The following is a 21745-nucleotide window of genomic DNA, read 5'->3' on the forward strand; positions in this document are numbered from 1 at the left end:
CCCTTATTTCACTATTAAGCAACACGCTTATTGATATCCACCAGGATCATGTCGATATGATTCAGTTGATCGATCAGTTGAATGGCTTTGCGTCCGGTCGATGCTTCATGAATGGTGGCATTTTCGATGTGCTCCGAAATCATGCGGCGCAGAGATTCGGATTCAATGTGTTCATCTTCCACAATCACAAAATTGTACATTGTACTTCTCCCCGGATTAATGGACTTCCTGCATCGGGAAACGCAGTTTGATAGAGGTTCCCAGCTTCGGTTTGTGTGGACTGGCAATCTCCAACCCATAACGTTCGCCGAACAACAACTGAAGTCGATTTTGAATGTTGTTGATATAGCCAAGCGACTTAATTTTGATTACACCATATGGACTGAGAACAAACTCTCTGTATCGCAACCCATCTCTCTTTTTTTGCTTTTTGCTTGTGCCCATTTATGCTCAATTGGGTTAAGATCTGGCGAATATGTAGGCAAATACTCCACCATATACCCTGCATCGATGATGACTTGTTGAATATTATGTTTTTTGTGAAAAGTGGCATTGTCCATCATGATTACACTGTTTTTAGGGAGTACTGGGATAAGGACTTGTGTGACCCAGGCATAGAAAACATCGCTGTTAATATTGATATCAAATAATCCGATAGCAAACAGCGTTGTGCCTAATAAAGCGCCGATAACATTTGTTCTTCCCCTAGCTCCCCAGTTCTTCAGGCCAAAACACCGTTGACCTTTTGGGGAATAGCCGTGAGTCCGTGGGGCATCGTGTGAAAAACCACTTTCATCAATAAAAACAATAGGTTTACCTTCTTTTTCATACTGTTGTTTTTTTTGTTGAAATCCCTGCCGGGCGTTTTCGTCGGCTTTCGGATGACGTAGCGTTTTTTTTATAGGTCAATCCCAGCTTTTTAAGCGCTTGCCAAATGGCCTTCTGACAAACGCCAAAACGCTCTGCACGTTCTTTTTGGTAAGCATCTGGATATTGTTCAACATCTTTTATCAACTCGGATTTATCGATCTTTCGCTGACGCGTGGTCGATGCTTTTGACTCTATTTGATTAATCCAACGCGATACAGAGGCAGGGCCAATCCGAAATTGCTTCGCTGTTTCTCGGATACTCAACCCTTCGTTTTTCCGTGTAGATATCACTTTACGTCTAAAATCAATTGAATAGCTCATTTAAATAATGTAATCAAAATTAAGTCGTTTAGCTATACCGATGCCGCCTTTTTGGCGATTCTCATTACCGGAGGCTTTGTTGAATAATTTAACCGTTTGATTTACATCTTCTTTAGTTAGAATGCATTTACAGAGAATGTATTTTGTTAGAACGACAAATCAAATAGTTAGCACAATAAAAAGCATTCCGAGAGGAAAAATTAGTCGTTGAAATTTTATAATGCTTATATAAATCAGTATCTTAAATTATTCAACAAAGCCATTACCGGAGAGAATATGCTCGATATCCTGTGGCGAAATACCATCGGCATTATCCGTCACTTCAATAATCACATCGCGACCATAGTCGGTGGCTTTAATGTGAATGTGACTTTTTATTTCTCGTGGCTCAACCACGTAGTTAAAGAAGTTCTCCACCAGCGGCTGCAAAATGGCTTTGTTGAATAAATCGAACTTTCAGGGGATCGCCGGATCAAAGCACTATCATCGCTCCCGATAGCAGCTCCCCATGGCAAAGCAAAAGTTTAAAATCACCAACTGGCCCACCTACAACAAAGCACTCAGACAACGCGGCTCCCTGACGGTCTGGCTTGATGAGTCGGCCATCGCTGCATGGACTGACAGTGCTTCGCCTGAAGGTCGTGGTCGGCCGCTTTACTACACCGATATGGCTGTTACCACGGTTTTGATGATAAAGCGCGTGTTTAACCTGTCGCTCCGGGCATTACAGGGCTTTGTCGACTCGGTTTTTACACTGATGAGCCTGCCACTGCGCTGCCCGGACTACTCTCTGGTCAGTCGGCGGGCAAAAACCGTCAGTATCAGCATAAAAACGCCAACGCGTGGTGAAATCTCGCATCTGGTCATCGACAGTACCGGTCTGAAGGTCTTTGGCGAAGGTGAATGGAAAGTCAGGCAGCATGGGGCTGACAGACGAAGAGTGTGGCGCAAGCTTCATCTGGCAGCAGACAGTGCGACGCATGAGATTATCTGTGCCGACTTATCGCTCAGCGGAACGACAGATGCGCAGGCACTGCCGGGCCTGATTAACCAAACCCACCGAAAAATCAGGGAAGTGTCAGCAGACGGTGCTTATGACGCCCGTTACTGCCACGATGCGTTGCTAAGAAAGAAAATCAGGCCCCTTATCCCGCCGCGAAGCGGAGCCAAATACTGGCCGGACAAGTACCATGAACGTAACCATGCGGTGGCGAATCAGCGTCTGAGCGGGAGTAATGATATGTGGAAAAAGAAAGTGGGTTATCACCGGCGTTCAGTGGCAGAAACAGCGATGTTCCGCATAAAAACTTTGCTGGGTGGCCATCTGAGCCTGCGTGACTATGAGGCTCAAGTAGGTGAAGCCATAGCGATGGTCAAAGCGCTGAACCGTATGACGTTGTTGGGTGTTGGGTATGCCACACAGCGTCAGGATAGGATAACAGGTGTAGCAGAGGGAGTCATCCTGTCGGCTAATTCTGATTTATTCAACAAAGCCCTGCAAAATAAGAAAAGGACAAATCACATCCAGATATTTATCCGGAATACTGGACATATAATCAAAGCGGTCGCTCATGCGGACTTTCTGAATCGACATGTAGCTGTTGACGTAATTGATTTCATTACGCAGCGTGATCAGCCCATTATTACTTTTACGTAGTAGATAGCGCATCATGTCGGAAAAATCATGCACCATGTTTTCGGTGCGCTGGGCGTTCTCCAAAAAGGCTAAACGGCCGATGGTATTGAGTACGTTAAACAGGAAATGGGGGTTTATCTGATAGGAAAGCGCTTTAAACTCCGCCTCATGCAGAGAGCGCTCAATGTCTACGCGTTTGCGCAGTTCATTGGTCAGCGCCAGATCTTTTTGATGCAACTCGCGCTGGATATTGTTGGCATAAGCCTGTTCCACCAGATAAGACGCGACATGCAGTAGCGTATAGGCCGTCGCCCCATTCCCACACGCCATTTTCCGCCAGAATGTAAGGGATCTCAGTCTCTTTTGAGGTTTCGACTTTGACCTGACCGGAGATAAACGCACCGAGATAGTGGTTATCTATCATGATGGGCACCGCGAACTCAACGAATCCGCAATAGCAGCGATACACCACCGGGCGGCAGGCTGCCATAGCGGCCCTTCCTCCGGCGTCATCACAGTCGTAGCAGTGTTGCGCTAATGCAGGGTTACGCCGCGAACGGGCGCAAAAATCAGAAAATCCGCTGGGTTTAGTAACCGGAACGCCTTTTTCATCAACAACCACCAATGCAATCATCATGGATTTGCTGAAGTTATCCTGCAACGTTTGCAGCCGTTCAACGTCAAGGATTTCTTGCAATGGGTATTTGTTGTTCATCATGCTCTTTTCTGTCAGTCAGACACCGTGTCTGAGAATCCGTTTTCGCCCCTCCGCCGCCGTAGGAATAACCCTTCAGTTCCTATTGATAACGGTTTCGTATTATTTACGATCCGGGGTATGGATGCTATGACCTATCTCACACGGTGCTATTACGATAAGAATGGCAAGAAATTACACCTGAAAATGTTTGTTTTGTTTGAACCCGATCGACTCTTGCGCTATGACGAGGTCGAGGTTTCCTCTTCACGTGACGGCCAGCAAACCAACAATACGCCCACCATAATGGCGAACACGCCGATGCACGCCAGCCATGAAAAATGCTCTGAATAGTCGGGTAGGAGAAGCGAGCCAAACCACACCAGCACATAGCTTAGGCTCAAAAACGCATAGGCTTTTCCCAGCGCCAGACGCTGTAACGCAAATTGCCAGACGATCAGCGACAGCAGGTAACACCCCAGACCAGCGGTCAGCAACAGCCACGGGCACGCTGCGCCGTCCCACAGCGTGCGTATCGACCATACCGGCGGCAATCCGGACAGGGCATATTTAATCGCCAACTGCGCGATGCTGACCAACATGACGCTGAGGCACGCCGCTAGATATCCCATGCTATCGCCTCCACGTTAAGCCGTAACACCGAGCAAAACGACGCCCAAGATGATAAACAGAATGCCGAGGATATGCCGCCACCCCATAGGCTCCTGCCAAATCCAACGTGCGGCCAGCGTGATCCAGACCAGATTCAAGCTCAACATCGGATAGGCAATGCCAACCGGAAGCTGTTGCAGCACGACCAGCCATAGCAATAGCGCAAGCGCCAGCAGCAGCAGAGCAACGCACAGCCATCGCGCTGCATGAGCAGGATGAACCGCGTCAGCCGCCTGTTTTTGGGATATCTGCCCCATGCAGCTCAGCATGCTGACCAGCAAAACCCATAACCATGCGCTCACTGCACGTGATACTCGACAACGGCGAAACGTCCTTGCTGATAGACACAGTCCGGCGTTGGCAACGCATGAATCGTCGTTCTGTCATCATCGTCAAGCAGCAGCATCAGCGTAATATTGCCTTGTTGACGGTGAGCCGCGAGCCAAGCGGGGAAGGCCTCTTCAGAGACAAACCGTTCTGCGCTGTCCTCAAACGCCAACCCCCAAGCCAGTTCCCCACGTCGGCTATAGAGAAAAATATCGTCACGCTGCAACTCCCAGGCAATAGCCGAAGCGACCCCTACGCTGTTGGACAGCACATAGCGGCTCGCTTGCAGTTGCGCGTGAGCTGGCTCAATCATGGCCTGCGGCTGTTTGGCATTCTCCACGCGGTCGGGAATGGCAGCACCCACCAACAGCGCCAATCCCAGCGGACACAGTGCCGCGCAGGCCCAGCGATTACGCGGTTGCACAAGCGACAGACTCCCAATCAACGCCCAGGAGAGAAAGATCACCGCGGCCGCCAGCATCTTGCCATATTCCTGCGGTGTATAGAGCGGATAGATAGCCAACCGATGAGGGGCCAAGACCAGCACCACCGCCAGCAGCCCCATAACACCAAACAGTATGTTGATGAGGGCGTTAGCGCGCAGCGCCTTGGCACCCTCGCGAGCCGCGCCCAGCACATGATGCGCCAGCAACGCCGCCAACGGCGCGTAACAGGGCAGTATATAGGTCAGCAACTTTCCTTTCGCAAGGCTGAAAAACAGCAGCGGCATGAGCGTCCAACCCAGCAAATAGATCAGGCCACTGTTGATTTTCCGGTCTCGCCAGCCCTGACGCAGTGCGCCGGGCAGAAAGCCCAACCAGGGTAACGTCCCCAGCAGGAAGAGCGGCAGGTAATACCAAAACGGTGCCCGGTGCTGCGCGCCTTCCTGGGCAAAACGCTGGATATGCTCTACCCAGAAAAAATAATGCCAGAACGTCGGCTCACACGCGGCAATGGTTAGCGCCCAAGGCAATGTCACCGCCGTCGCACTTAACACGGCCAACGGTCCATACATCAACAGCGATTTCCACTGTTTCTTTTCTGCCACCCACGGCAGCACGCTAATAACAGGTACCGCCAGCGCCAAAAAGCCTTTGGTCATCACCCCCATGCCGCAAGCTATGCCCAACACCAGGTACCCGATAGTTTTTTTACCTACGGACTCGGATTGTGCTGCATACCAGAAACTGCACATGGCGAGTGAAAGCCACAGCGAGAGCATGGGATCGAGCACGGCATAAGTCCCGACGCCGTAGACCAGCAAGCAGGAAAGGTAGATTACCGCCGCCAGCAGTGCAGTACGTTTGTCCCGCCAGATCTGCCAGGAGAGCCACGCGACCAGACAAGCGGTCAGCGAAGAGGAGAATATTGCCCCCGCACGCACCGCAAAGTTGGAGTGACCAAAAAGCCATTGACCGAGGTTGTTGATCCAGTAGCCGGCGATCGGTTTTTCAAAGTAGCGAATACCTAAAAATCGCGGCACAGCCCAATCCCCTGAGGCCAGCAAGCTGCGGCTGATTTCGGCATAGCGGGTTTCATCCGGCTGCCAGAGCAAGCGGTACTCAATAGGGATAATGTAGTAGAGCGCCCACAAGGCGACCAATGCGAGCGTGTAGGTGACTGCTTTCATGGCTGACCGACCTGATATTGTTGATTATTCAGCCACTGTTGACAGCCTAGCCATCCTTCACGCCCATCAATCGAGTGGCGCACAACGTGCCCAACGGGCAAATCGGCCTCAGATTCTGGAAGCAACGCCCCCAGGGGACAGAACTGAAGTCCCTCGAGATGCGCCATAGCGAGCAACGCTGAAAATTCCCGCTGGAAGGCGATGCCCTCTACCTCAGCGTGCACGGTATACACCGGCGTCCCTCGCGCGCTGTGCATGGCGTTGAGCAGATAGCGGTTGAACTGTTGCGGTTGCACGGTGGAGCCGATAACCTCATCCCAGGTAGGCAGTGAAACCGGAATCTGAACGGTACCTAGCGTACCGTCTGCCAGACGCGGCTGAAATGGCGTACTTCCGCGACAATCGCTGTTGTAGCGGAAACCAAAGCACTGCTTAGCCTCAATGACGCGCTGATCCGCCCGCCATCCAGCCACGGCGGAACAGGTGACGGCCTGACCCAGTAGATCTTCCAGCGCGGTCTTACCCAGCGCAATATGGTGATTTAACTGTGCCGGATTCCAAATGCCCGCCCAGGTTTGCCAGGCAAAGTGATCCCAGGCATGGAGCCCCACCTCGTGGGTAAGCGCCGTTTGTCGCATGACGTCCGCATTACCACGCCCAATCAAGCGGCCCGGCCAGGCCGTGCCCGCCAACAGGATATCCCAGCCATACAACGACACGGCCTTGGAACGCAGCATCTTGCGTAAAAAGGCCGGTTTGGCCAGACGCCAAAGGTGTCGTCCCATATTATCTGGCCCAACGCTGAAAAAGACGCTTGCCTGAACCCCATGTTGCTCTAACGTCTCCAGCAGGCGCGGCATACCCTCTCGCGTACCACGCCAGGTGTCGACATCAATACGCAGCCCGACACGCTTCATGGGGTAGAATCCGGTGAAGCGTTAGCGCGCAGGAAAAAGTCCAGCGTTTCGTCAATCGTCTGACGGATCTCGACCTGTGGTTCCCATCCCAACAGGCGGCGGGCATTGGCGATGCTCGGTTTACGGTGTTCCACATCCTGATAGCCCTTGCCGTAGTAACTGCCGCTCTCCACCACGCACATGCCAGCAAAGGGCGGATAGATATGCCGAAGCGGATGACGTTCAAAGCTTTCGAGCAACATCTGCGCTAGTTCGCGGATACTGGCCTCATTTTTCGGGTTACCGATATTGATGATTCGCCCGTCACAGGCGTTATCACGATTTTCAATGATGCGGAATAACGCCTCAATGCCATCATTGATATCGGTAAAACAGCGCTTCTGTTCACCGCCATCAATCAGCTTGATGGGCGATCCTTCCACCAGATTCAGGATCAACTGCGTAATGGCACGCGAACTGCCGATTCGGGCGGCATCCAGACTATCAAGCCGTGGCCCCATCCAGTTGAAGGGGCGGAACAGCGTGAAACGCAGCCCCTGCTTCTCGCCGTATGCCCAGATCACCCGATCCAGCAGTTGCTTCGATACCGAATAGATCCAACGCTGTTTGTTAATCGGCCCAACAACCAGCGATGAGCAATCTTCATCGAACACCTTATCGCTGCACATCCCGTACACTTCAGACGTAGAAGGGAAGATGATGCGCTTGTGATGTTTGACACAGCTACGCACGATTTTCAGGTTCTCTTCGAAATCCAGTTCGAACACCCGCAGCGGATTGCGCGTGTATTCAATCGGCGTGGCAATAGCAACCAGCGGCAAAATCACATCGCATTTTTTGATGTGATACTCGATCCACTCCGAGTGAATGGTGATGTCGCCTTCAACAAAGTGAAAACGCGGGTTAAGCAGGAAACGGGCAATGGCATCGGAACCGATATCCAAACCGTAGACTTCGTATTTTTCATCTTGCAGCAACCGTTCCGTCAGGTGGTTGCCGATAAAACCGTTCACCCCGAGGATCAATACCCGCACGCGCTTTGGCTGACACGGCAAGCAGGCATTCAGCCTGGCCCCTTCCACCATGCCCACGGTTTGTGCCAGTTGCTCACCCGCCATAAACACGCTGTTGTCACTCTGCCCGGTCACTATCTCCAGCGCATCGCTGCCGCAGGCAACCACCAGCGGTGACACCGACAATACCGTTCCACTCGGTGCGCTAGGGAAATCCTGCCGCAGACGGGAAGACCACACCGTCAAGCGAGTTGCACCGGCATAACAAAAGGCGCCCGGCCACGGGTCCGTGACCGCCCGCACCAGGTTGTGCAATTCATGCGCGGGCCGCGACCAGTCCATCCGCCCCGCCTCCGGGGTTCGCCGGGTGACATAGCTGGCCTGTGCGTGATCCTGTTCCTGTTGCGGATAGTTACCGGATTTGATCGCTGGCAGGATATCGCGTAACAGACGGTCTGCGGATTCGCACAGTTTATGGTGCAAACCAGGCGCATCGTCATCCGGTGCGATATCGACCCGCTGTTGTGCGACAATCGGGCCTGCATCGGGTTCTGACGTCATGCGGTGCAGCGTGACGCCCGTTTGCGTCTCTCCGTTGACCAATACCCAGTTCAACGGTGCGCGACCACGGTATTGCGGCAATAGCGAGCCATGTAGGTTAAACGCCCCTAAGGGGGCGCACTGCAAAATCGCGTCACTCAGCACGCGGCGGTAATAGAAAGAAAAAATGACCTGCGGCGCGAGCGCGCGAATGCGTTCACGCCACAGCGGATGATTCACGTCTTCCGGTGTATAGACAGGAATACCCGTTCTGGCGGCAATACGTGCCACTGAGCCAAAAAAAGGATTTTCACCGGGTGTATCCGCATGGGTGAAAATAGCACTGATGCGATAGCCAGAGGCTAACAAGGCATTGATGCCAACGCATCCCATATCATGGTAAGCAAAAACAACGGTATTCATTTCACATTACTCTCTTGGCGAGTCTCGTCTTTGCGGGTCTCACCCTTGACGACGCGTTGCACAAAATAACGAGGGCGAGCACGCACATCGTTGTAAATCCGGCCAATATATTCACCGAGTATCCCCATCCCCACGAACTGGGCGCCGATAAAGCTGAACAGAAAGGCGAACAGCATGAAAACTCCCTCGGCCGCCCACTCGGGCCCAAGTACCAAACGCAACGCCACCAGCACAAAGGTCAGCAAGAACCCTGACAGCGCGATGGCACTACCTATCACGCTAAGCAGACGCAAAGGGGTCGTGGTCAGGCAAGTCACCAGGTTATACATCAGGCTGATCAACCCGATCATGCTGTATTTGGAATCGCCGTGCTGGCGCTCAGCGTGCTTGACAGGAATCTCCGTCGCCTTACGCGCAAAGATATTGGCAAGGACGGGGATAAAGGTGCTGCGTTCGTGGCAGGTCAACATGGCATCGACGATATGGCGTCGATAAGCGCGCAGCATACAGCCATAATCGCCCATGAACTTGCCGGTAGTACGCTGAATAAAACGGTTTATCAGGCGCGATGATATTTTGCGAAACAGGCTATCCTGACGGTTTTGACGCACCGTGCCGACCACGTCATAGCCTTCATCGGCCTTTGCCACCAAACGCGGGATCTCTTCCGGTGGATTCTGGAGATCGGCATCCAGCGTAATGATCAAATCGCCCGAGGTATGGCTAAATCCCGCCATGATCGCGGCATGCTGACCGTAATTCCGGTTAAGCAATACGGCTATCACGTGGCTATCTGGCATTTCACTGGATTGCACCATAAGTCGCGCCGAATTGTCATTGCTGCCATCATCAACCAGTACAATCTCATAGGCCCTATCCAACGTTTCACAGGTCGCCACCGTGCGCTGAATCAGAGCAGGCAGGCTCTCTTGCTCGTTGAATACCGGGATGACAACGGAGACTTTTTTTATCGGAGGAAAGGTAAACATATCAACCGCAGGCAAGTTTGCGCAGCGCATCGATAACGCGTGATGTGTCGTCATAAGTCATATCCGGAAACAAGGGAATGGATAACAGGCGTTCGCTGTTCCATTCCGTATGAGGAAGTTCAAGTGCGGGAAAACGTTCACGGTAAAATTTCTGGGTATGGACGGCGCGAAAATGCAGACCAGTGCCAATCCCTTGCGCTTGCAGTGCAGCCATTAACGCATCGCGTGAAATACCGCAGCGTTCTGCATCAACACGCAAAATAAACAGGTGCCAGGCGTGGTGATGAGGCCATTCAGGCTGACGTAGCGGCAGCAGTGGCGTATCGGCAAGCGTTGATAAATAGCGTTGCGCAATCTCCTGACGCCGCTGGTTAACATGCGCCAGCTTGCCAAATTGCACTAACGCAATCGCGGCATGGATATCACTGAGATTGTATTTGTACCCCGGTGTTATTACTTCTGCCTGTGGTGCTCGTCCCTGTGCGAGTCTGTCATAGGCATTCACACCCAGGCCGTGAAATTTAAGGCTGCGGATACGTTCGGCAAGCTGGTCATTATCGGTGACCACCAGTCCGCCCTCGGCGCAGGTCATATTTTTGATGGCATGAAAGGAGAAAATCGCAGTGCCTGTCGCCCCGACAGGGGCGCCGCGATACTCAGCCCCGACGGCATGAGCAGCATCTTCAATAACGGGGATACCGTGACGATGCCCGATGGCGCGAATCGCGTCCATATCGGCGGGTGCACCAGCGTAATGCACGGGAATAATGGCGCGCGTGCGCGGCGTGATAGCCGCAGCAATAGCCTCAGGAGTGACCATCAACGTATCGCGATCGACGTCCACCATCACCGGCACAGCGCCAAGCAGGACAATCATGTTGAGGGTTGAGACCCAGGTCAGCGAGGGGGTAATAACTTCATCGCCAGGGGAGGTATCCAGCGCCATCAAGGTGACGTGCATCCCGCCCGTCGCAGAACTGACCGCAATGGCGTGTTTGTTGCCGGTCAATGTACAAAAAGCAGCTTCCAGTTGCTGATTTTTTGGCCCTGAGGTGATCCACCCGGATAACATGACCGTATTCACGGCAGCAATCTCTTCCTCTCCCAAAGAAGGGCGGGAAAAAGGTAAAAAATCAAGCATGACATTATCCTGGTGATAAAATAACAAACGTAAAAGACGTCATAGTTTCACAACCTTAATTTATATTCCCTCGCCAAAGGGAATAAGAAAAAAGCTGGCTGATAAATATAGTCGAGTCCCGTTTTTTAACCATTACAAATAACGATACAAGTCTGCATTACTAAAATAACTCAGATGAACACCCTAAACACGCCCCATCCGAATTGTGTTTAAAATACATTTAATTAAATCACTCAATTAAAAAGTTCAACCAACCCCTCTTACTTTATAGCCAACCGACTTAAAAATGATTACATCCTATGCCCTGATATGCGGCAAAGAAGCATAGCTGGCTGTTATCAAAATAATGTCGCTTGGCTATATATATTCATTGAGGTTTTATTTAAAATCAATAATAGTCATTGCCGTCACAATAACATGGTGTTTAAAAATAAAAATCACAGTGTCACTGCGAAAATGACGGCATGACGGGGGAGATATTGAAGCGTTATTTAAGCGAACGGGGTCAATGAAATTGCCTGGATTTCACACTGAATCAAGCATTCTCCACAGCCATAACACCGCGCGTTGTCGACATCAGGCAATCCGCGCTCACTGAGGGAAAGTGCCTGACTCGGGCAGGTATCGATGTAACTGCGGCAGTGGCGTTGCTGACTGAAGCAGGTAGCGCCGATCGCCGGACGTAATCCGGTATCAAAGTGTGCCTGCGGCAATAGCGCCCCCGAGGGGCAATGCGCGATGCATGTCTGACAGCCATCGCAACTGGCGTATTCAATGGCCAACTGCGGATAACCTTCTTCATTGACGATCAACACGCCCATTGGGCAAGCATTAACGCACCGCTGGCAACGGTTACACTGTTGATAAAACTGCGGTGCAGGCAACGCACCAGGAGGACGTGGCGCACGCAGTTGAGCGCTATCGGGCAGTGGCTCAGGCTGGTGCGAGGCATTTAGAAAGGCGCGGAATAACCCGCGCCGACTGACGTAGCGATGAGACAAATATCCACGATAGTAGCGCTCATCCTTTTCCATCAGAAAAACATCCGGGGCGTTTCGGGCTGCAACCCATAATGACGCTGCATTCCCTGTAGCAGCAAGCGGGTCACGACGGCAAGTTGAGCATAGAACGGGCTGTGGGGGTTTTGCTGTAAGAGTTCCAGATAGCGATCGCTCCAGGGCAGCAAATACGTTTCCAGCAGCGTGTGTGCGGCCTGCGCTTCCTCTCGTTCCAACAGTGCAGCGAGCGCCAGCAGCACCAACCCAAACTGATCCTCCGGCTCCTGCTGCGCGCCAGTAAACGACAGCCCGTGCTGATGCAGAAAAGCGCGATAGCGAGCCGTACTTTCCCCCATGAGCAGGTTGTCGTTTTCCAGATAGACCGACGCCCAGGGCGGCGCAAACATATCCCCCTGCCCTTCAAATAGCACCGAGTACTGCCAGATAAACGCGTCTGCATAAGGCACCGGCCAATGCTGGCACAATGTTTCCATTTCGGTGCGCTCTGCCCAAGGGCACAGCGTGGGCAGCGCAGATAAGTTCGCAACAATAGCCTGCACATCGGGGTGTGTCGGCGGGTAGTAAAAGAGTGTGCCCAGAAAACGTGGCAACACGGCTATAGATGACATCGGGCTCTCCCCTTAGGATGCCGCCCCGAGCAATCGCTCGCAGGGCGGCACGGCATTACATCGGCAACGTCCACAGGTTATAGAACGCGACACGGCCCGCCAGCTCAGCAACAATCACAACCAGTGCACTGGCCGCCAACAGTGAGCGTCCGGTGTTATAACGGACATGCACTATCGCCCCCACAACGCCCACTGCGAGCAGGATGGCCTGCGCACTGAACCAGGCAAGCTGAGCACTGGTCAACGCACTGTCTGCGCTCATCAAGGTTGCCATGTAGCCCGGACGCAGGCAGAAGCTCGCCAGCTTCGCCAATACGCTAACGGCCAGCCCAATGCGGCGCGCCCCCAATACCGCCGCCAGCGCACCGCCCCCAATCATCGGCGTTAGCAGCATCATCAACAGCGTGTAGCTGGTGTTCCAGGTCGCCACGGTCGGCAACTGATAAATGCGCGGGATAGCCAACAAGAACAGCACCCCCACCACCGCAGCAATCCAGGTCAGCGCGCGGAACAGGCGTTGTGCGCCGCGATTAAGCAGCAAGCCCAGCGCCCCTAGACCTCCGAACGCGCCAAACAGCGACGAAAGCACGATTTCGTTGCTCATCGGCGAGTACCCGGCACGCGCCCCCATGTCAGGGTAGTTGTCGCCTCTGAGTGAAAAAAATCTAGGGGGCTGGAGAAGCTGTTCATGGGAAGCTATTCGCCAGAACGTATAGCTAAACGACTTAATTTTGATTACATTATTTAAATGAGCTATTCAATTGATTTTAGACGTAAAGTGATATCTACACGGAAAAACGAAGGGTTGAGTATCCGAGAAACAGCGAAGCAATTTCGGATTGGCCCTGCCTCTGCATCGCGTTGGATTAATCAAATAGAGTCAAAAGCATCGACCACGCGTCAGCGAAAGATCGATAAATCCGAGTTGATAAAAGATGTTGAACAATATCCAGATGCTTACCAAAAAGAACGTGCAGAGCGTTTTGGCGTTTGTCAGAAGGCCATTTGGCAAGCGCTTAAAAAGCTGGGATTGACCTATAAAAAAAACTCTACGTCATCCGAAAGCCGACGAAAACGCCCGGCAGGGATTTCAACAAAAAAAACAACAGTATGAAAAAGAAGGTAAACCTATTGTTTTTATTGATGAAAGTGGTTTTTCACACGATACCCCACGGACTCACGGCTATTCCCCAAAAGGTCAACGGTGTTTTGGCCTGAAGAACTGGGGAGCTAGGGGAAGAACAAATGTTATCGGCGCTTTATTAGGCACAACGCTGTTTGCTATCGGATTATTTGATATCAATATTAACAGCGATGTTTTCTATGCCTGGGTCACACAAGTCCTTATCCCAGTACTCCCTAAAAACAGTGTAATCATGATGGACAATGCCACTTTTCACAAAAAACATAATATTCAACAAGTCATCATCGATGCAGGGTATATGGTGGAGTATTTGCCTACATATTCGCCAGATCTTAACCCAATTGAGCATAAATGGGCACAAGCAAAAAGCAAAAAGCAAAAAGCAAAAAAAGAGAGATGGGTTGCGATACAGAGAGTTTGTTCTCAGTCCATATGGTGTAATCAAAATTAAGTCGCTTGGCTATACCAAGCCTGACCAGGTTTGGTGCGGCGATGTAACCTATATTTGGACAGGGCTTTGTTGAATAATTTAACATGCTGATTTACATAATTATTATAACACTTCAACAACTAAGTTTTCCAGCCGTAATGCTTTTTATTGTGCTAACTACTTGATTTGTCGTTCTAACAAAATACAGTCTCTGTACATGCATTCTACCTAAAGAAGATGTAAATCAAACGGTTAAATTATTCAACAAAGCCTTTGGACAGGCGACCGATGGGCGTATCTGGCGGTGGTATTAGATTTATTTGCCCGAAAACCCGTGGGTTGGGCAATGTCGTTTTCGCCAGATTCAGAATTAACAGCCAAAGCACTACAAATGGCTTGGGAACTGCGTGGGCATCCCAAACAAGTCATGTTTCATAGTGACGAACGAAGCAGCCTGGCGGCTGCAAATCGAAGTGTGGCAGAATAGCGATATTCTGAAACCCGCCAGCCGAAGGTTATCCCGTGTCACATTCCCCTGAGCATCAGCGCGTTCATACAAAAATGGTTAAGCAGATTTTCAAAACGGTGGTCCGACAGGGCAACCTCCCTTACCAGCAATTCCGCCTTTTCGTTGACAACGATCCTGACTGCACAGAGTGGTTCTGGACCACCTTCTACAGTGAATTCCCTGATTCTCCGTACCACTACGTTGCCTTCTGCCATACCTGTCGCCGGTTTGACCTGTACGAAACCGAAGCGGAGATGCTCTCCGATGACCCGCACGGATGATACCGGCATACAGCCCCGCCCCATGAAGACGCTGTTTCAGCGCAACAGGGCATGGGCTGACATCATGGAGGCATACCCGCTCCGGCCTGTAGAGATTAAGGTTGTCACAAAGATGCTGGCCTGCGGCACCCCACTGACGTGCAGCCGGGAATTTCGCTGCAGCAACCCCGACTGCACTCACCACCGTTACATCCATCAGAGCTGCCACGGACGCGGATGTCCGACCTGCGGCAAAAAGGCCACCGACCTGTGGATTGCCATCATGATGGCCCGCCTGCCGGATACGCCGTGCCAGCACGGCACATTCACGATGCCGGATACCCTGTGGCCATTGTTTGAAGCCAACCGCTGGCTGCTGAATGGCCTCTTTGCGCTGGCGGCGGACAACCTGCTGTACGCTGCGGAGCAGCGGGGCCTGACCACCGGTATTTTCGGCGCTCTTCACACGTATGGTCGCCAGCTTAACTGGAACTGCCATATTCACCTGTCGTGGACCACCGGCGGCATAAATGAGCACGGTGCCTGGAAAAAACGGTCGTTTGCCCTGCCGAAGGTCAGGGCGCGCTGGGTATGGAATGTACGCCAGTATCTGCTGTCTGCATGGGAGTCTCTTGTTCTGCCGCCGCAGCTGGCTCACATCCGGGATTATGATGAATGGAAGCGCTTTATCCTCAGCCAGGGGAAAAATGAGCAGGGAGAGATTTACTGGCACGTGTATTTTGCGAAGCCGACGAAACATCCCCGGCAGACAGCAAAGTACCTGGGCCGGTACCTGAAAAAACTGCCTGTGTCGGGTGCGCGACTGGCACACTACGACGGGGGAAGCCGCATCACCCTGCGTTTTCTGGATCACCGGACGGGGAGGCATGAAGACCTGGCGCTCAGTCAGCGTGAGCTGATACTGCGGCTGATAAAGCATATACCGGAGAAGCATTTCCGGATGGTGCGTTACTTTGGTTTTCTGGCTAACCGCGTAGTGGGAAAACTGTTGCCTCTGGTGAGAAAAGCCCTGGGGCAGGATAATGTGAAAAAAGCAGCGCCAGTGACATACACAACGCTGAGTCAGGGATTACTGAATACAGACCCGTTTGCCTGCCTGCTGTGCGGGGCAAAAATGGCGTTCAGCCGGGCGCTGCCGGCAACGGCCCTGGAGAAGCTAATCGCGAACGCCGGGGAGATAGCGCGAATGCGTTACGTTGGATAATGCGGGGAAACTCTGCCTGGAATTCGGCGATGTAATCAAAAAACGCGCAATGTTTTCAAAAATCACCCAAACACAGAGGCATTCACGATAAAAAAGCCGGTTTTCATCGTTGCCAGCCCCCGAAATCAGTGGCCCCAAAAAGTTTGAAATTCCTAGGCGTCAAGGAAACCATTACACCAGTCGTCAGTATAGGCAGGCATTGTGGCGTTATCAGATGACCCAAAGTATAGCTAAACGACTTAATTTTGATTACATTATTTAAATGAGCTATTCAATTGATTTTAGACGTAAAGTGATATCTACACGGAAAAACGAAGGGTTGAGTATCCGAGAAACAGCGAAGCAATTTCGGATTGGCCCTGCCTCTGTATCGCGTTGGATTAATCAAATAGAGTCAAAAGCATCGACCACGCGTCAGCGAAAGATCGATAAATCCGAGTTGATAAAAGATGTTGAACAATATCCAGATGCTTACCAAAAAGAACGTGCAGAGCGTTTTGGCGTTTGTCAGAAGGCCATTTGGCAAGCGCTTAAAAAGCTGGGATTGACCTATAAAAAAAACTCTACGTCATCCGAAAGCCGACGAAAACGCCCGGCAGGGATTTCAACAAAAAAAACAACAGTATGAAAAAGAAGGTAAACCTATTGTTTTTATTGATGAAAGTGGTTTTTCACACGATGCCCCACGGACTCACGGCTATTCCCCAAAAGGTCAACGGTGTTTTGGCCTGAAGAACTGGGGAGCTAGGGGAAGAACAAATGTTATCGGCGCTTTATTAGGCACAACGCTGTTTGCTATCGGATTATTTGATATCAATATTAACAGCGATGTTTTCTATGCCTGGGTCACACAAGTCCTTATCCCAGTACTCCCTAAAAACAGTGTAATCATGATGGACAATGCCACTTTTCACAAAAAACATAATATTCAACAAGTCATCATCGATGCAGGGTATATGGTGGAGTATTTGCCTACATATTCGCCAGATCTTAACCCAATTGAGCATAAATGGGCACAAGCAAAAAGCAAAAAAAGAGAGATGGGTTGCGATACAGAGAGTTTGTTCTCAGTCCATATGGTGTAATCAAAATTAAGTCGCTTGGCTATATCATCGCTCCCGATAGCAGCTCCCCATGGCAAAGCAAAAGTTTAAAATCACCAACTGGCCCACCTACAACAAAGCACTCAGACAACGCGGCTCCCTGACGGTCTGGCTTGATGAGTCCGCCATCGCTGCATGGACTGACAGTTCTTCGCCTGAAGGTCGTGGTCGGCCGCTTTACTACACCGATATGGCTGTTACCACGGTTTTGATGATAAAGCGCGTGTTTAACCTGTCGCTCCGGGCATTACAGGGCTTTGTCGACTCGGTTTTTACACTAAGCGTGTTGCTTAATAGTGAAATAAGGGTGTTTCGGTGATTGAAGTAAATTTTACGCTGTTCTGAGATGGAAATTCCAAAGACCGGCGCTAAGGAGTAAGAAGGTATCATCAATAAAGGGTCTACGATTCCGTAAAATTTGGATGACTGTGTTGCAAAACATCATTGAAGCGCCGGTCGGTGTACATAAACAGGACCGCCAGGAAGCACAGGCGTATGCCATGGCGCTGTTAAAGCGCGTTGGGCTGGAGCATAAAGCGGATGCCTACCCGCGCCACCTGTCCGGCGGGCAGCAGCAGCGCGTCGCCATTGCGCGTGCACTGGCTATTCGCCCGACGGTGATGCTGTTTGACGAACCCACTTCAGCACTCGATCCCGAGTTGGTCGGTGAAGTGCTGGCCACCATGCGTTCTCTGGCCGAGCAAGGCTTGACCATGATCGTCGTCACCCATGAAATCAGTTTTGCTCGCGAAGCCGCTGACCGAGTGATCTTTATGGATGAAGGCGCGGTGGTAGAGCAAGGCCGCCCGGACGATGTGTTGGTCACCCCACAGCACCCGCGTACCCAAGCCTTCCTGAGTCGTTTTATCTAATGCCTGTCATCCTCGGCGCAAGCCGGGGCTCCCTGACAGAAGAAACGCGTTTCGCCTGCGCGGGAATCACATAATGAAGGCCAAAATGACCGCGAGCCCCCTCTTTTCTTCATGCCGGAGGCAAAAAATGTGATTCATTGCACATGCTATTTCCCTCCGAGGCCGTTCTGACCATATAATGCGCATCCGGGCGGTTCAACCGCTAACAACAAACGACATCACAGCCCTTCGGGCATCACACACTCAATAAAGATATGAAGATGAGTATTCGCGCGATCGTAACCACCCTTCTGGCTGCTGCTGCTTTCAGCCAATCAGCATTCGCCGTTGTTTATCCGCTGCCGTCGGCCAACAGCAGTCTTATCGGGGAAAACCTGGAAATTACCGTACCGGCGGACAGCACGCTGCCGTTGGAAGCCTTTGCTGCCCAGTACCAAATGGGCCTGAGCAACCTGATGGAAGCGAACCACAATGCGGATGTCTACCTGCCGCAGCCGGGCAGCAAGATGATTATTCCGCAGCAGTTGATCCTGCCAGATGGGCCGCGCGAAGGCATCGTTATCAATAGCGCCGAAATGCGCCTGTACTACTATCCGAAAGGCAGCAAAACCGTCATCGTATTGCCTATCGGCATCGGTGAACTGGGTAAAGATACGCCGGTCAACTGGACCACCAGCGTACAGCGTAAAAAAGCGGGTCCAACCTGGACGCCAACCGCCAAAATGCACGCGGAATATGCAGCACGCGGTGAGTATCTGCCAAAAGTCTATCCGGCAGGTCCGGATAACCCGATGGGACTGTATGCGCTCTACATCGGCAATCTGTATGCAATTCACGGCACCAACGCCAACTTCGGTATCGGTCTGCGTGTGAGCCACGGTTGCGTGCGTCTGCGCGCTGACGACATCAAATTCCTGTTCAACAATGTGCCGGTTGGCACCCGCGTTCAGTTTATCAATGAGCCGGTGAAAGCTACCGTGGAGCCAGATGGTTCACGCTACGTTGAAGTACACGATCCGCTGTCTCGTACCGTAGAAGAGTTCCACTCCGACTCTCCGGCCCCGATCAGCATCACTGCCAAAGTCAGCAAAGTGATTGCTGACGTGAGCGTGAACACCAGCGATGTCGATAGCGCCATCAGAACGCGTTCCGGCATGCCGACCAAGATCAACGGCGCGCTGGAACCGGCACAACAGTTGGAAACGCTGGCGCCGCAAGATGCACCGGTTGCCGTACCGGATGAAGTTCAGCAGCCAGTTGAGACGGCTGCACCGCAAACGGATGCCAACCACTCCTGATTGGCGCTGTTGCCTTCCTGCATTCCCCGGCATCCGCCGGGGAATTTATCGAGCATCCCTTTTCGCCCTACGCTGTCTGCAACGCCCTGTTACGCTTCAAGCGCCTGCGACACATCCGCAACAATATCGTCAATGTGCTCAATCCCGACGGAGATGCGCACCAAATATTCACTCACACCGGCGCGTGCCAGCTCTTGCGCATTAAGCTGACGGTGCGTGGTCGTGGCTGGATGGCACGCCAGTGATTTGGCATCGCCAATGTTCACCAATCGCAGGATCATCTGCAACGCATCGATAAAATGTCCGCCAGCCGCTTTGCCGCCCGTGATACCAAAACTGATAATCCCAGAGGCTTTGCCGCCAGAAATTTTGTCGCACGTCGGTTTATACGGGCTGTCCGGTAAGGCCGCGTAGTTCACCCAAGTGACCAGCGGATGAGACGAGAGATAACCCGCCAATGCTTCGGCATTGCTGCAATGCCGCTCAATGCGCAGACTGAGCGTTTCCAGGCCTTGCAATAACCAAAAGGCGCTGTGAGGCGACAAAGCCGCGCCAGTATTGCGCAACGGGACGACGCGGCAGCGGCCAATATACGCCGCCGTGCCGAAGGCCTCGGTGTACACCACGCCGTGGTAGGAGGGATCTGGCTCGCTGAGCAGTGGGAAGCGCGCCTTGTTGGCAACCCAGTCAAATTTTCCGCTATCGATAATGGCACCACCAATCGTGGAGCCGTGCCCACCGATATATTTGGTCAGGGAATGTACCACGATATCAGCCCCGTGTTCGAACGGGCGGCACAGCACCGGCGTTGCCACCGTGTTATCGACAATAAGCGTGTTGCTTAATAGTGAAATAAGGGTGTTTCGGTGATTGAAGTAAATTTTACGCTGTTCTGAGATGGAAATTCCAAAGACCGGCGCTAAGGAGTAAGAAGGTATCATCAATAAAGGGTCTACGATTCCGTAAAATTTGGGTCATGCAACCGAGGCGCTTGATACCCGCGATGGCGTGTTCAACTGTAATACGGATGCCCGAGATTATTTTATTTTCTTGTTTTTGTTCAGGCGATAAAGGTCTTTTTCGAGTTCCTTTTTTTGGGATTTGTGTATTAGGATGCTGTTTATCTATACCTTGAAAACCGGTATCTGCCCAGATGGTTACCTCAGGAGGAATATGGCGAATTATATCGACTTTATCGAGTAAGCGTTTATCGTGACCGCGCCCATTTTTGCTCATGGGGATAAATCCAATTTGCCTTGTTTCGTCAGTCATAATAAGCCCTTTTCGAGTGGTCTGTCTTTTCTTTCCCGAATACATTTTTTTTCGCCGACGCAGATTCTTAGGCTTTTGGACAGGTCGCTCTGTCCCATCAATAAAGACGTCTTTAACTCCAGGAAAGGCGCGAAAAAATTCCTCAGCAGAGCGAATTTGACGAGCGGGCAAAACACATTCTCGCCCCAAGGTCATCTCTAAAACCGGCAATAATATTTTTACCCAGCGACATACCCGTGTTCTATCTAAACCAAAAAGAAGTCCTTGCAAATCATAGGTCGGATAACATTTTAAATACAATAAAATAAAAAGCAGTTTATCTAATGGGGTTGGGATAAATCCTTTCTGCCCTGCACCCATCTGCCGCTCGTGATCTTTTCGATTCTTTTTCCGATAAATCAAATAACAAGCTGAAAATTCAGCGGCTAAATTTTTCAATTCTTCGACTGATAATCCAATGATTGCTTTACATAAACGATTATCTCGTAACAACCGCTCTTTGTTGATCATTTCAAACCTTTATTCTCTAAGTTAAACCTCTTTTTATTCTCAATAGCCTGACAAAAAATGCAAGTCTCTATTCAGCAACTAGTTTAATCACCGGCACGCCGTGGCGATGGGCAATAGCGGCAATCTGAGCGATATCCACCACGTTGCCCGCCGGATTGCCGATGGATTCACAGAAGACCGCCTTAGTGCGCTCGTCAATCAACGCGTCAAGCGAGGCGAAATCATCGGCAGAAAACATACGCACATCAATCCCCTGACGCGGCGACGTATGCGCAAACAGGTTATAGGTGCCACCGTACAATTTACTGGTGCTAACAATATAG

Annotated in this window: 22 protein-coding genes and 8 pseudogenes; 11 read left to right on the forward strand and 19 right to left on the reverse strand. The window is 51.4% G+C overall.

Features of this window, described 5'->3' with window-relative positions; all coding sequences use genetic code 11:
* Window positions 1–14: 14 nt before the first annotated feature.
* From ACQGXV_RS05780 to ACQGXV_RS05800, 5 genes are all read right to left on the reverse strand, one after another.
* Complete coding sequence (locus ACQGXV_RS05780; RefSeq protein WP_440865602.1) at window positions 15–200, reverse strand: response regulator transcription factor; 186 nt, start codon at window positions 198–200, stop codon at window positions 15–17.
* Between the two features lie 16 nt (window positions 201–216).
* Window positions 217–408 carry a hypothetical protein gene (locus ACQGXV_RS05785; RefSeq protein WP_440867854.1) on the reverse strand — a complete coding sequence of 64 codons (192 nt, stop codon included), beginning with the start codon at window positions 406–408 and terminating at the stop codon, window positions 217–219.
* On the reverse strand, window positions 369–902 hold the full coding sequence (locus tag ACQGXV_RS05790; RefSeq protein WP_440862665.1) for an IS630 family transposase: 534 nt from the start codon (window positions 900–902) through the stop codon (window positions 369–371). The genes ACQGXV_RS05785 and ACQGXV_RS05790 overlap by 40 nt, the downstream gene beginning before the upstream one ends.
* Complete coding sequence (locus tag ACQGXV_RS05795; protein WP_440863104.1) at window positions 826–1191, reverse strand: IS630 transposase-related protein; 366 nt, start codon at window positions 1189–1191, stop codon at window positions 826–828. The genes ACQGXV_RS05790 and ACQGXV_RS05795 overlap by 77 nt, the downstream gene beginning before the upstream one ends.
* Before the next feature lie 246 nt (window positions 1192–1437).
* Window positions 1438–1620: a sensor histidine kinase gene (locus ACQGXV_RS05800; protein ID WP_440865603.1), complete on the reverse strand. Its 183-nt coding sequence runs from the start codon at window positions 1618–1620 to the stop codon at window positions 1438–1440.
* A 79-nt stretch (window positions 1621–1699) separates the two neighbouring features.
* Here ACQGXV_RS05800 and ACQGXV_RS05805 point away from each other — a divergent pair.
* Window positions 1700–2599, forward strand: a pseudogene (locus ACQGXV_RS05805) (IS5 family transposase); the annotation flags it as partial.
* 75 nt (window positions 2600–2674) lie between these two features.
* Here the strand turns inward: ACQGXV_RS05805 and ACQGXV_RS05810 are convergent.
* From ACQGXV_RS05810 to ACQGXV_RS05860, 11 genes and pseudogenes are all read right to left on the reverse strand, one after another.
* Window positions 2675–3542, reverse strand: a pseudogene (locus ACQGXV_RS05810) (PocR ligand-binding domain-containing protein); the annotation flags it as partial.
* A 221-nt stretch (window positions 3543–3763) separates the two neighbouring features.
* Window positions 3764–4153 (reverse strand): 4-amino-4-deoxy-L-arabinose-phosphoundecaprenol flippase subunit ArnF, encoded by a 390-nt coding sequence (arnF, locus tag ACQGXV_RS05815; protein ID WP_440865605.1) that lies wholly within the window; start codon window positions 4151–4153, stop codon window positions 3764–3766.
* Window positions 4154–4168: 15 nt separating this feature from the next.
* Window positions 4169–4495, reverse strand: a complete 327-nt coding sequence (arnE, locus tag ACQGXV_RS05820) for a 4-amino-4-deoxy-L-arabinose-phosphoundecaprenol flippase subunit ArnE (RefSeq protein WP_440865606.1) — start codon at window positions 4493–4495, stop codon at window positions 4169–4171.
* Window positions 4492–6150: a lipid IV(A) 4-amino-4-deoxy-L-arabinosyltransferase gene (gene arnT, locus ACQGXV_RS05825; RefSeq protein ID WP_440865607.1), complete on the reverse strand. Its 1659-nt coding sequence runs from the start codon at window positions 6148–6150 to the stop codon at window positions 4492–4494. The genes arnE and arnT overlap by 4 nt, the downstream gene beginning before the upstream one ends.
* Window positions 6147–7067, reverse strand: coding sequence for a 4-deoxy-4-formamido-L-arabinose-phosphoundecaprenol deformylase (arnD, locus tag ACQGXV_RS05830; RefSeq protein ID WP_440865609.1), 921 nt, complete (start codon window positions 7065–7067; stop codon window positions 6147–6149). The genes arnT and arnD overlap by 4 nt, the downstream gene beginning before the upstream one ends.
* A complete protein-coding gene (gene arnA, locus ACQGXV_RS05835; RefSeq protein ID WP_440865611.1) occupies window positions 7064–9043 on the reverse strand; it encodes a bifunctional UDP-4-amino-4-deoxy-L-arabinose formyltransferase/UDP-glucuronic acid oxidase ArnA in 1980 nt (659 codons plus the stop codon). The genes arnD and arnA overlap by 4 nt, the downstream gene beginning before the upstream one ends.
* A complete protein-coding gene (arnC, locus tag ACQGXV_RS05840) occupies window positions 9040–10032 on the reverse strand; it encodes an undecaprenyl-phosphate 4-deoxy-4-formamido-L-arabinose transferase (RefSeq protein WP_440867278.1) in 993 nt (330 codons plus the stop codon). Before arnC ends, arnA begins: the two co-directional genes overlap by 4 nt.
* 1 nt (window position 10033) lies before the next feature.
* Window positions 10034–11173, reverse strand: coding sequence for a UDP-4-amino-4-deoxy-L-arabinose aminotransferase (gene arnB / locus ACQGXV_RS05845; RefSeq protein WP_440865612.1), 1140 nt, complete (start codon window positions 11171–11173; stop codon window positions 10034–10036).
* 491 nt (window positions 11174–11664) lie between these two features.
* The gene (gene napF / locus ACQGXV_RS05850; RefSeq protein WP_440865613.1) at window positions 11665–12207 is read right to left on the reverse strand and encodes a ferredoxin-type protein NapF; all 543 of its coding nucleotides are present in this window, start codon (window positions 12205–12207) and stop codon (window positions 11665–11667) included.
* Window positions 12207–12800, reverse strand: coding sequence for a TorD/DmsD family molecular chaperone (locus ACQGXV_RS05855; RefSeq protein WP_440865614.1), 594 nt, complete (start codon window positions 12798–12800; stop codon window positions 12207–12209). Before ACQGXV_RS05855 ends, napF begins: the two co-directional genes overlap by 1 nt.
* A gap of 55 nt (window positions 12801–12855) precedes the next feature.
* Window positions 12856–13434 (reverse strand): annotated as a pseudogene (locus tag ACQGXV_RS05860) (DmsC/YnfH family molybdoenzyme membrane anchor subunit); the annotation flags it as partial.
* A 114-nt stretch (window positions 13435–13548) separates the two neighbouring features.
* Between ACQGXV_RS05860 and ACQGXV_RS05865 the strand changes: the two are divergent.
* The 10 genes and pseudogenes from ACQGXV_RS05865 to ACQGXV_RS05910 all read left to right on the forward strand — a co-directional run bounded on the left by ACQGXV_RS05865 (window position 13549) and on the right by ACQGXV_RS05910 (window position 19640).
* Window positions 13549–13914 (forward strand): IS630 transposase-related protein, encoded by a 366-nt coding sequence (locus ACQGXV_RS05865; protein ID WP_440865616.1) that lies wholly within the window; start codon window positions 13549–13551, stop codon window positions 13912–13914.
* Window positions 13838–14395, forward strand: coding sequence for an IS630 family transposase (locus ACQGXV_RS05870; protein WP_440867280.1), 558 nt, complete (start codon window positions 13838–13840; stop codon window positions 14393–14395). Before ACQGXV_RS05865 ends, ACQGXV_RS05870 begins: the two co-directional genes overlap by 77 nt.
* A gap of 250 nt (window positions 14396–14645) precedes the next feature.
* A pseudogene (locus ACQGXV_RS05875) lies at window positions 14646–14825 on the forward strand (DDE-type integrase/transposase/recombinase); the annotation flags it as partial.
* Window positions 14826–14896: 71 nt separating this feature from the next.
* A complete protein-coding gene (locus ACQGXV_RS05880; protein ID WP_440864957.1) occupies window positions 14897–15163 on the forward strand; it encodes a hypothetical protein in 267 nt (88 codons plus the stop codon).
* Window positions 15147–16367 carry an IS91 family transposase gene (locus tag ACQGXV_RS05885; RefSeq protein WP_440865618.1) on the forward strand — a complete coding sequence of 407 codons (1221 nt, stop codon included), beginning with the start codon at window positions 15147–15149 and terminating at the stop codon, window positions 16365–16367. Before ACQGXV_RS05880 ends, ACQGXV_RS05885 begins: the two co-directional genes overlap by 17 nt.
* 262 nt (window positions 16368–16629) lie before the next feature.
* Window positions 16630–16995 carry an IS630 transposase-related protein gene (locus ACQGXV_RS05890; protein WP_440862584.1) on the forward strand — a complete coding sequence of 122 codons (366 nt, stop codon included), beginning with the start codon at window positions 16630–16632 and terminating at the stop codon, window positions 16993–16995.
* Window positions 16919–17452 (forward strand): IS630 family transposase, encoded by a 534-nt coding sequence (locus tag ACQGXV_RS05895; RefSeq protein ID WP_440862665.1) that lies wholly within the window; start codon window positions 16919–16921, stop codon window positions 17450–17452. The genes ACQGXV_RS05890 and ACQGXV_RS05895 overlap by 77 nt, the downstream gene beginning before the upstream one ends.
* A gap of 49 nt (window positions 17453–17501) precedes the next feature.
* A pseudogene (locus ACQGXV_RS05900) lies at window positions 17502–17750 on the forward strand (transposase); the annotation flags it as partial.
* Between the two features lie 142 nt (window positions 17751–17892).
* A pseudogene (locus tag ACQGXV_RS05905) lies at window positions 17893–18342 on the forward strand (amino acid ABC transporter ATP-binding protein); the annotation flags it as partial.
* Window positions 18343–18596: 254 nt separating this feature from the next.
* The gene (locus ACQGXV_RS05910; protein WP_440865620.1) at window positions 18597–19640 is read left to right on the forward strand and encodes a L,D-transpeptidase family protein; all 1044 of its coding nucleotides are present in this window, start codon (window positions 18597–18599) and stop codon (window positions 19638–19640) included.
* An 89-nt stretch (window positions 19641–19729) separates the two neighbouring features.
* Here ACQGXV_RS05910 and ACQGXV_RS05915 read toward each other — a convergent pair.
* The 3 genes and pseudogenes from ACQGXV_RS05915 to ACQGXV_RS05925 all read right to left on the reverse strand — a co-directional run.
* A pseudogene (locus ACQGXV_RS05915) lies at window positions 19730–20473 on the reverse strand (PLP-dependent transferase); the annotation flags it as partial.
* A gap of 49 nt (window positions 20474–20522) precedes the next feature.
* A complete protein-coding gene (locus ACQGXV_RS05920; protein WP_440862705.1) occupies window positions 20523–21422 on the reverse strand; it encodes a transposase family protein in 900 nt (299 codons plus the stop codon).
* Window positions 21423–21507: 85 nt separating this feature from the next.
* A pseudogene (locus ACQGXV_RS05925) lies at window positions 21508–21741 on the reverse strand (aminotransferase class I/II-fold pyridoxal phosphate-dependent enzyme); the annotation flags it as partial.
* Window positions 21742–21745 lie beyond the last annotated feature (4 nt).

Source organism: Symbiopectobacterium purcellii, assembly GCF_052050035.1.
In the GTDB taxonomy this organism is placed as follows: domain Bacteria; phylum Pseudomonadota; class Gammaproteobacteria; order Enterobacterales; family Enterobacteriaceae; genus Symbiopectobacterium; species Symbiopectobacterium purcellii_A.

Excerpts from the sequence above, each read along its gene's own strand:
- arnT (WP_440865607.1), bottom strand. The coding sequence starts at position 6,150 with ATGAAAGCAGTCACCTACACGCTCGCATTGGTCGCCTTGTGGGCGCTC.
- ACQGXV_RS05780 (WP_440865602.1), bottom strand. The coding sequence starts at position 200 with ATGTACAATTTTGTGATTGTGGAAGATGAACACATTGAATCCGAATCT.
- ACQGXV_RS05855 (WP_440865614.1), bottom strand. The coding sequence starts at position 12,800 with ATGTCATCTATAGCCGTGTTGCCACGTTTTCTGGGCACACTCTTTTAC.
- ACQGXV_RS05795 (WP_440863104.1), bottom strand. The coding sequence starts at position 1,191 with ATGAGCTATTCAATTGATTTTAGACGTAAAGTGATATCTACACGGAAA.
- ACQGXV_RS05910 (WP_440865620.1), top strand. The coding sequence starts at position 18,597 with ATGAAGATGAGTATTCGCGCGATCGTAACCACCCTTCTGGCTGCTGCT.
- arnC (WP_440867278.1), bottom strand. The coding sequence starts at position 10,032 with ATGTTTACCTTTCCTCCGATAAAAAAAGTCTCCGTTGTCATCCCGGTA.
- ACQGXV_RS05865 (WP_440865616.1), top strand. The coding sequence starts at position 13,549 with ATGAGCTATTCAATTGATTTTAGACGTAAAGTGATATCTACACGGAAA.
- ACQGXV_RS05890 (WP_440862584.1), top strand. The coding sequence starts at position 16,630 with ATGAGCTATTCAATTGATTTTAGACGTAAAGTGATATCTACACGGAAA.
- arnB (WP_440865612.1), bottom strand. The coding sequence starts at position 11,173 with ATGCTTGATTTTTTACCTTTTTCCCGCCCTTCTTTGGGAGAGGAAGAG.
- arnF (WP_440865605.1), bottom strand. The coding sequence starts at position 4,153 with ATGGGATATCTAGCGGCGTGCCTCAGCGTCATGTTGGTCAGCATCGCG.
- arnA (WP_440865611.1), bottom strand. The coding sequence starts at position 9,043 with ATGAATACCGTTGTTTTTGCTTACCATGATATGGGATGCGTTGGCATC.
- arnD (WP_440865609.1), bottom strand. The coding sequence starts at position 7,067 with ATGAAGCGTGTCGGGCTGCGTATTGATGTCGACACCTGGCGTGGTACG.
- ACQGXV_RS05885 (WP_440865618.1), top strand. The coding sequence starts at position 15,147 with ATGACCCGCACGGATGATACCGGCATACAGCCCCGCCCCATGAAGACG.
- napF (WP_440865613.1), bottom strand. The coding sequence starts at position 12,207 with ATGGAAAAGGATGAGCGCTACTATCGTGGATATTTGTCTCATCGCTAC.
- ACQGXV_RS05920 (WP_440862705.1), bottom strand. The coding sequence starts at position 21,422 with ATGATCAACAAAGAGCGGTTGTTACGAGATAATCGTTTATGTAAAGCA.